Here is a 2,077-nt window from a genome sequence, read left to right on the forward strand (position 1 = left end):
TCACCCTTTTCCCTTCCATGGGACGAGGAGGCGCTCGGCCCATCGCATGAGCATGTCGATGCCGAAGCCGATCACGCCAATCAGGATGATGCCCATGATCACGATATCGGTGTTCTGGAACTTCGAGGCGGTCATGATCATCATGCCGGCCCCCTGCTCCGCCGCGACGAGTTCGGCGGCCACAACCGTGCCCCAGCAGACCCCCATCGCCACCCGCGCGCCGGTGAAGATCTCGGGCAGCGAGTTCGGCACAATCACATGGCGCATGATCTGCCACTTGCTGGCGCCCAGGGAATAGGCCGCGTGCACCTTGGAGATCTTCACACCCGACACGCCCGAGCGCGCCGCAATCGCCATGATCCATAGGGCCGCCAGGAACAGCAGGATGATCTTGCCCGCCTCCCCGATGCCCGCCCAGATGATCACCAGCGGGATCAGCGCCAGCGGCGGCACCGGCCGCATGAACTCCACGATCGGGTCGAACCAGCCGCGGAACCAGTCGCTCAGCCCCATGGCGTACCCGAGAGGAATGCCAACGAGTGCGCCGAGCAGAAAGCCGACGACAACCCGGAACAGCGAGTACCCCAGATGCTCCAGCAAGGTGAAGTTCCGGAAGCCTTCACCGGCAATGGAGATGGACCGCGTCCAGACCTCTTCCGGCGCCGGCAGATAGAGCGGCTCCATCTGCCACCCCCGGGTCGGCTCGAAGTTGGGCGTCCCCTTGTCACTCAGCGTCACGGTCCCCCCCTCGACCGCGACGGTCCCGCCGGGGGCAATGGCCTCGCCGTTGATCGCGATCACTTTGTTACCATCGCTTTTGGAGATCTCGTCGTTGCGCGCCACGTTGATCAGACCGGTGCGCCACTGTGCAATCGCAGCGGAATCATTCTTGGCAAAGCCATCGCCCGGGTCAACCTCGGGCGCATCTGTGGCCTCTTCTCGCGGATGCACTATGACAGTGACGGTCGCGTCATCCGTCTCGCCGTTCGCTTCAGAGGTATAGGTGAAGCTCGCCGTGCCCTCGAACGGCCCCGGCGCATGCAGGAACCCCGGCAACAGGCTGGAGCCCGTGAAGATCCCCCACATCAGGAAGATCGTCAGGATCGAGATGATGCCCGCCGCCCGGTTGGGCCGCACAGCGCTTTCATCGCCGAAGGTCACGGTTTTCAGCGAGGTATAGTCGGACAGACCGGCCCCCTGCACCACCTTGGTGACAATGAAGAAAGCGGCGACGAAGATGAGAATATAGATCAGCAGAGGGATCATGCCGCGTCCTCCGTTCCGCCCATGATTTCTTCTTCCATGTCCCAGATCATGTTCAGGATCTCTTCGCGCTTGGGCCCGAAGTCATGGTGTTTTTTCACTTCCCGCAGGTCCGCATCAACGCCCAGATCGGCAAAGGGCAGACGATATTCCTTGTGGATCCGTCCGGGGCGCGGCGCCATCACGATCAGACGCTCGCCCAAAAGCAACGCCTCTTCCACCGAGTGGGTGATCAGGATGATCGTCTTGCCGGTCTCTTTCCACAGCTTGAGCACAAGGCTCTGCATCTTCTCGCGCGTCAGCGCATCCAGCGCGCCCAGCGGCTCGTCCATCAGGATCACATCCGGATCATTGGCCAGACAGCGCGCCAGCGCCACGCGCTGCTGCATGCCGCCCGACAGCTCGTAGACCGCCTTTTCCTTGAAGTCCTGCAAACCCACCACATCGAGCAGGTGGTTGACGGTCTCGTCCTTGTCCTTTTTCGGCGTGCCCTTCATCGAGGGGCCAAAACCCACATTCTCGCGCACCGACATCCACTCAAAGAGCGCACCCTGCTGGAACACCATGCCGCGTTCCGCATCCGGGCCTGTGACCTTGTGGCCGTTCAGGATCAACTCACCCGCCGTCGGCGCCAGAAACCCCGCCACGATATTCAGCAATGTCGTCTTGCCGCAGCCCGAGGGCCCCAGCACGCTCAATAGCTCGCCCGCCTTGAGATCCAGCGAGACGTCCTGCAGCGCCTGCACATGATCGCCATTCGGCAACTCAAAGCGCATCGATAAATTGTTTATGGATAATCCAGTCATATGGTCCC

Annotated in this window: 2 protein-coding genes; both read right to left on the bottom strand. The window is 61.9% G+C overall.

What is annotated here, in order from left to right:
- Positions 1–1,266, bottom strand: a complete 1,266-nt coding sequence (locus Q1A07_RS21865; protein ID WP_299784654.1) for an ABC transporter permease — start codon at positions 1,264–1,266, stop codon at positions 1–3.
- On the bottom strand, positions 1,263–2,069 hold the full coding sequence (locus Q1A07_RS21870) for a taurine ABC transporter ATP-binding protein (protein ID WP_299784656.1): 807 nt from the start codon (positions 2,067–2,069) through the stop codon (positions 1,263–1,265). Before Q1A07_RS21870 ends, Q1A07_RS21865 begins: the two co-directional genes overlap by 4 nt.
- Positions 2,070–2,077: the final 8 nt, after the last annotated feature.

The sequence above is a fragment of the uncultured Roseobacter sp. genome (genome assembly GCF_947492555.1).
GTDB lineage: Bacteria > Pseudomonadota > Alphaproteobacteria > Rhodobacterales > Rhodobacteraceae > Roseobacter.

What these genes read in the sequence shown, in the direction of transcription:
- Q1A07_RS21870 (WP_299784656.1), bottom strand. Translation starts at nt 2,069, where the DNA reads ATGACTGGATTATCCATAAACAATTTATCGATGCGCTTTGAGTTGCCG.
- Q1A07_RS21865 (WP_299784654.1), bottom strand. Translation starts at nt 1,266, where the DNA reads ATGATCCCTCTGCTGATCTATATTCTCATCTTCGTCGCCGCTTTCTTC.